General features: G+C 36.9%; 6 protein-coding genes. 5 read left to right on the top strand and 1 reads right to left on the bottom strand.

What is annotated here, in order from left to right:
• The coding region (locus FVQ77_01670; protein MBW8049051.1) for a hypothetical protein at positions 1 to 695 on the bottom strand (695 nt) is incomplete at its 3' end.
• A gap of 490 nt (positions 696 to 1,185) precedes the next feature.
• On the opposite strand from FVQ77_01670, the gene FVQ77_01665 reads away from it, so the two are divergent.
• The 5 genes from FVQ77_01665 (at position 1,186) to FVQ77_01645 (ending at position 6,116) form a co-directional block, all read left to right on the top strand.
• Positions 1,186 to 1,857: a T9SS type A sorting domain-containing protein gene (locus FVQ77_01665; GenBank protein ID MBW8049050.1), complete on the top strand. Its 672-nt coding sequence runs from the start codon at positions 1,186 to 1,188 to the stop codon at positions 1,855 to 1,857.
• Positions 1,858 to 2,652 (top strand): T9SS type A sorting domain-containing protein, encoded by a 795-nt coding sequence (locus FVQ77_01660; protein MBW8049049.1) that lies wholly within the window; start codon positions 1,858 to 1,860, stop codon positions 2,650 to 2,652.
• A gap of 60 nt (positions 2,653 to 2,712) precedes the next feature.
• On the top strand, positions 2,713 to 2,922 hold the full coding sequence (locus FVQ77_01655) for a type II toxin-antitoxin system HicB family antitoxin (GenBank protein ID MBW8049048.1): 210 nt from the start codon (positions 2,713 to 2,715) through the stop codon (positions 2,920 to 2,922).
• Positions 2,923 to 3,139: 217 nt separating this feature from the next.
• The gene (gene miaB, locus FVQ77_01650) at positions 3,140 to 4,618 is read left to right on the top strand and encodes a tRNA (N6-isopentenyl adenosine(37)-C2)-methylthiotransferase MiaB (protein MBW8049047.1); all 1,479 of its coding nucleotides are present in this window, start codon (positions 3,140 to 3,142) and stop codon (positions 4,616 to 4,618) included.
• 172 nt (positions 4,619 to 4,790) lie between these two features.
• Positions 4,791 to 6,116, top strand: coding sequence for an AAA domain-containing protein (locus tag FVQ77_01645; protein ID MBW8049046.1), 1,326 nt, complete (start codon positions 4,791 to 4,793; stop codon positions 6,114 to 6,116).
• Positions 6,117 to 6,259 lie beyond the last annotated feature (143 nt).

The raw sequence follows: 6,259 nt of genomic DNA, 5'->3' as shown, positions 1-6,259 counted from the left end.
TTCACGATCTGCCCTTCACCCTGCTCTAAAGTAATTTTCATGGTCTGCTTATCTGGTAAAATAAGCACGTTTTTTTCCACATAGGTTTTGTACCCGGATTTTTTAAAAACAATATCTGTTCTTACCGGCTGCTCATCGTTTTCTTCTAATACAGAAAAAAATGGGACCTCAACATAAAAGTAGCCCTTTTGGTCTGTTTTGATGCTTTTACCCGCCTGCCAAAACGAAGTGGCGGACAGGTCTAAGTTTGTAATCTTAAAATCAACTCCATAAAGTGGCTTACCTGTTGAACGATCAACCACGTACCCCTCCACAACTGCTTTTGACTCACCAATTGTATCTTTAATGTCGGAAGGCATATAATTCATTTTATCTAAAAATACTTCTACATCTAAGTTTTTGCCTGATCCGATCTGAAACCAGGCGCTCATTGGAGAATATCCTTCTGAATTTATATTAAAATAATATTTACCCGGTTTTGCCTCAAACGTAACATGCCCGCTGCCTTTTGTTTTCAAGACATCTATGGTCTCTTTGCTTTCGGATGTTACCTCTACCCTGGATTTTAATCCATAACCTGTATGTTGGTCACGGATGAACAGAGATATGGAACCATCAGGGCTTTGAGCATTTACCCCGTTAATGGTCAATGTCAGGAGAATTAAATAGCTGATATAATTTTTTAATTTAACCATTATTCTTTGACGGTTAATGTTTAACTTTGCTCCTTAGTTCCTCAACAAAAGGTGCATTATGAATAAATATAAACAACCAACCAGTTGAACAAAGGTACGAAATTTCTGCTTTATACAAACAGGAATTTTCAAAAAATATGATTGCAGAGGTCATTGATTTTCATAAATCAACAATTACCGGGCCTTTGGCCTTCCATTTTTCTCATCAAATAAACTGCAAATGGGCTTTCATCATACTGAATGTTATGAAACTCCTGAATAGATTAAACCAGGCGCCTTTATCATCAAGCATTTTTATTTTTTGTTGCACTTAATTGCTATCCTATACCACCAAACAATGTTGGATTTGTCTGATTATCAATAACTTCTCCCCCATCCCCAAAAAAAATCAAAAAAAACCTGAGTACTTATTATATTCTTTAGTATATTTGTGCTATTAAACTTTTGAGTGACTTTTCGGAGTGGACTCATAATTTAAAAATTCCTAATCATGAAAAAGTCAAAAAATCTAAAAACCGTATTAGCAGCTATTTTAGTTGCTTCAATTAGCACAGTATTTTCAAATACCTTTGCACAAATAGATAGTATAATAATAAAACCATCTAATCCCACTACAAGCGATTCTATTATCGTTATTGGTCGTTATACATTTAATTCCGCTAACATAATGTTAGGTTCCAACATTATTTTTATTGACACACTAATTGAAGTCCGGGTTTATTTTGATCTTGACTCCGCTCCAGTAGTAACTGGTCATACAGACACAATAACAATAGGAAAATTGAGCGTGGGGAATTATAAACTTATATATTATCTTATTGATACAACTGATTCCCAAACATATTCAGATACTATATATTTTGCAGTTTCACCATTATTGGCAACTATAGATTTCAGTAGTGAAAATAGCTTTGATATGCAAATTTATCCTAATCCATTCACCTATAAAACTAAAATTAAATACAATTTACCTGATAATACTACTGATGCAGCATTAACTATTTATAATATAGTTGGTGAAAAAATTAAGGAATATAAATTAAATGATAAAAAAGGTGAATTAATAATAGATTCTTCGGATTTGACGCAGGGATTATACATGCTATACATTAAAAACGATCAAGGTTTTGTCAGCAATAAGAGGATGCTTATTATTAGATAAATGAAAACAAAAATCTTCATCCTGGCAGCGCTAATAGGTTTGACAATTCAAACCTGTGCGCAGACAATCCCTAATGCGGGATTTGAAAATTGGACAGACATTGGTGGTTGGTACGTCAATCCTGACAACTGGCAAACAAGCAATGCCCAATTAAGTTGTAGTGGAGTTAATAAAGACAGTAATTCTTATCAGGGGAACTTTGCTGCACAAATTTTAACTCTTGGTTGTGCAGGATGGGCTCAAACACAATTCCCTCTTACTACACATCCTTTAAATTTATATTGTTATGTAAGGATCAGTTTGACAGGAATTGACACCGTTTCAATAAGAATTGAATTATTAAATAACGGAAATGTTGCAGACAATGGATTATGGACTGACACAACAAATATTGCCGGCTTTACTTTAATTACAATTCCAATCACACAAAATGCTTCTGTCATTGATAGTGCTATCATATACATGCAAAGTGGAAATAATTCGGGAACAGAATTAATTGTAGATAGCATGTACTTTGACTTTACCTCTGGAATAGAGAAAAATGAAAATAATAGCTCTTGGACATTGTATTCCAATCCTTTCAACAAATACGCTATATTGGAGTTTGAAAATTTAAAAAATGAAAACTACGATTTAAGAATTTACAGTGAAACAGGAAAGTTAGTGCAGACGGCTGATGATATAATTACCGGACAGGTAAAAATTGAAAAAAAGAATTTGGCAAGAGGCAACTACTTCTTTCAACTTCGCAACAACAGACAAATCGTTGCTACCGGGAAACTAATAATTGAATGAAATAACTTTTATCTTAAAATTTCGCATATTTGACAAAAAATCATTACAGATTTATAAATTATGGAATTAGAAGTTATTTTAGAACCGGCTGAAGAAGGCGGATATACCGTTTCCTGCCCAATCTTACAAGGATGTATTTCTGAAGGAGATTCAAGGAAAGAAGCATTGGTAAATATTAAGGACGCAATCAGTTTATATTTACAAGCCATAAAAAAAGAGGTAAACCCCTTTTCTCCTGTTTTCGTCACCCCTGGTTTCTTAAAAACATGACTCATTACAAATTATGGAGTGGTGTTAAAATAGCTGAAGACAAATTTTAAGAGACTACAAGCCACATACAATTAATTTTATCGGTGATGGCTGGCGTTTTTTCCTACCCACAAGCTGTTACGTGTTTTTATTTTTTCCTGTCAATTTGTCATTATTTATTTTTTTTGTTAAATTTGCAATCACAAAATTAGTGTAATTAGTGCAACTAAATTTGATAATGAAACCCAAACTCTACATAGAGACATACGGCTGCCAGATGAACTTTGCTGATACAGAGATCGTTGCTTCCATCATGCAAAAAGATGGATACAATACTACTTCTGAAATTGCAAATGCTGATATCATTTTTGTCAATACCTGCTCCATCAGGGATAAGGCTGAGCAGCGCGTTAGAAAAAGACTACTGTATTTCAATTCCCTGAAAAAGAAAAACCCCAATCTTAAAATAGGCATTCTCGGCTGTATGGCAGAACGTCTCAAATCAAAATTACTGGAAGAAGAAAAGATTGTAGATATGGTTGTAGGACCTGATGCTTACAGAGACATACCCAATCTTCTTAAAGAAGTTGATGATCACCACAAGGCTGTGAATGTTTATCTTTCAAGGGAAGAAACTTATGCTGACATCAGCCCGGTGAGGCTTAACTCAAACGGAGTGACGGCATTTATCTCTATCATGAGAGGCTGTGACAATATGTGTTCGTTTTGTGTTGTACCCTTTACAAGAGGCAGAGAGCGCAGCCGTGACCCCTACTCTATCGTAAAAGAAGCCCGGGATCTTTTTGATAAGGGTTATAGAGAAGTAACGCTATTAGGGCAGAATGTGGATTCTTATAAATGGGAAATGGAAGGAAGCAGTGGCAGCAACAATGACTATAACAATAACAATAACAACGGCAAGAGCAATGGCAAAGTCCCCCCTTTGGGGAGGCCGATGTCCAGTGGACATCGGGCCAGCATTGCGGAAGGCAGGAGGGCTGGTACAATAAATTTTGCCCAACTATTAGAAAAAGTAGCGCTGATAAGCCCTGAATTAAGAGTTCGGTTTACAACATCCCACCCCAAAGACATGACCGATGAGGTGCTTTATACTATGAAAAAGTACGATAACATTTGCAAGAATATACACCTGCCGGCACAAAGTGGCAATTCACGCGTTCTGAAATTAATGAACCGCACTTATGACAGAGAATGGTATATGGAACGTATTAAAGCAATAAGAAGCATATTAGGCGATGATTGCGGAATTACTACTGATTTCATAACAGGCTTCTGTACCGAAACCGAAAAAGAGCACAAAGATACGCTCTCATTAATGGAATGGGTAGAATATGACTATGCATATATGTTTACTTATTCCGAAAGACCCGGCACATTGGCAGCAAAAAAGTATAAAAATAATATCCCTGAAGATATTAAAAAAAGACGGCTTAGCGAGATCATTCAGCTGCAACAAAAATACGCATTAGAAAGAAATCACCTGGCGCTCAATAAAATTCATAAAGTCCTCATTGAGGGATTTTCAAAAAGGTCAAAAGATGATTTAAGTGGACGGAACAGTGAAAACAAGGTTGTAGTATTTCCTGTATTGAACGGACATTCGAATGCCGGTTCAATACAAAAAGGTGATTACGTAGATGTGTTGGTTAGGAAATGTACTGCCGCAACGTTATTAGGTGAAATCATTAGCGCATAGCGCATGGCGCAGAGAGCATGGCGTTCAATGCTTTGGCCTTTGCTCTATACACTGTGTAATGCGCTTTATGCAGAAAAATAACTAATTTCAAATAAAACCTTTGAGCAGAGTGCAGCGTATTTTTCCGCTATACGCCTGTGCTATGCTCTATGCGCTATGCGCTATGCTCATTATGGACACAGAACAAATACAAGCCATAAAACAACGCTTTGGCATTAATGGAAACGCTCCTTCGTTAAACCATGCGATAGAAATTGCTATCCAGGTTGCACCTACTGATATGACCGTATTGATCACAGGTGAAAGCGGGAGCGGTAAGGAATCTTTTTCAAAAATTATCCATGCACTCAGCCCCTACAAACATGGACAATTTATTGCCATTAATTGTGGCGCTATCCCGGAAGGAACAATAGATTCGGAGCTGTTTGGCCACGAAAAAGGCGCTTTTACCGGTGCTGCTGAAGCAAGAAAAGGATACTTCGAAATTGCCAATGGCGGAACGGTATTTTTGGATGAGATCTCTGAAATGCCCATGGGTACACAAACGAGGCTGTTGCGTGTGCTGGAATATGGTGAGTTTATAAGGGTGGGGTCCTCAAAAGTTCAAAAAACAAAAGTAAGGGTAATTGCAGCCACGAATACCAACCTGGCAGAAAGGGTCCAAACTGGTAAATTCAGAGAAGACCTGTATTACCGTTTGAACATGGTACCGATATCTGTTCCACCTTTAAGAGACCGGGGTGATGATATCATTTTACTTTTTAGAAAATTTGCTACTGACTTCGCCGACAAGCATAGAATAAAGCCTGTCAAGCTCACTGATGCCGCTAAAGAAAGGCTTACCAATTTCAGATTTCCCGGCAATATCAGGCAATTAAAGAACATTGCCGGACAAATTTCTGTACTGGAAATGGAAAGAGAAATTAATGATGAAATACTGATCAAATACTTACCCGAGGAACAAACCAGCCGGATCCCTGCTATTTACAAAAATACCAGCGAAAGTACCCTCTCAGAAAGAGACCTTTTATACAGGGTGCTCTTCGATATGAAGAAAGATATGTACGAACTCAAAAAGCTTGTTTTCACTTTACTGAAACATGCGAATTTAGATGATCAGACATTAGATAGCTATAACGAACTTTTTCAAAATATCTCTGAAAGTGACCCCACCACCCCTCTTACTCCTCCCGAGTACTCGGGAGGAAAAACTGGCCAACCCCTAACTCCACCACCCACCCATTACATAGGAGGGACAGAAAAAGTTGTGCAGGGTAATAGACCTCAAATTGACAAAACAACCATAGAGCTTTCTAAAACAGAGGATATTTCTCACGAAACCGAAACCGAATCGCTTTCAATCCAGCAAAAAGAAAAAGAACTTATTATCAAAGCGTTGAAAAAAAATAATAATAAAAGAAAGTATGCAGCGCGGGATTTGGAAATCTCGGAACGAACTTTATATAGAAAAATCAAGCAGTATGACTTGGAAGACTGATGTTGGATGCATGGTTGCATGACTGCATGGTTGCATGACTGCATGGTTGCATGACTGCACTACTGTATAATTGAATCCTATATTTTCATTATGTAATGCAAAGCAGATTAGTAAAGAAGATTTTATGATTTATGATGATAAAA

This window comes from Cytophagales bacterium (assembly GCA_019456305.1).
Taxonomy (GTDB): Bacteria; Bacteroidota; Bacteroidia; order Cytophagales; family VRUD01; genus VRUD01.
Note: the sequence above shows the minus strand (reverse complement) of the source record. Positions and strands in the feature narration are given on the sequence as shown.

Bases quoted from the DNA above. Each gene is read 5' to 3' on its own strand.
- FVQ77_01665 (MBW8049050.1), top strand. From the start codon at position 1,186: ATGAAAAAGTCAAAAAATCTAAAAACCGTATTAGCAGCTATTTTAGTT.
- FVQ77_01660 (MBW8049049.1), top strand. From the start codon at position 1,858: ATGAAAACAAAAATCTTCATCCTGGCAGCGCTAATAGGTTTGACAATT.
- FVQ77_01655 (MBW8049048.1), top strand. From the start codon at position 2,713: ATGGAATTAGAAGTTATTTTAGAACCGGCTGAAGAAGGCGGATATACC.
- miaB (MBW8049047.1), top strand. From the start codon at position 3,140: ATGAAACCCAAACTCTACATAGAGACATACGGCTGCCAGATGAACTTT.
- FVQ77_01645 (MBW8049046.1), top strand. From the start codon at position 4,791: ATGGACACAGAACAAATACAAGCCATAAAACAACGCTTTGGCATTAAT.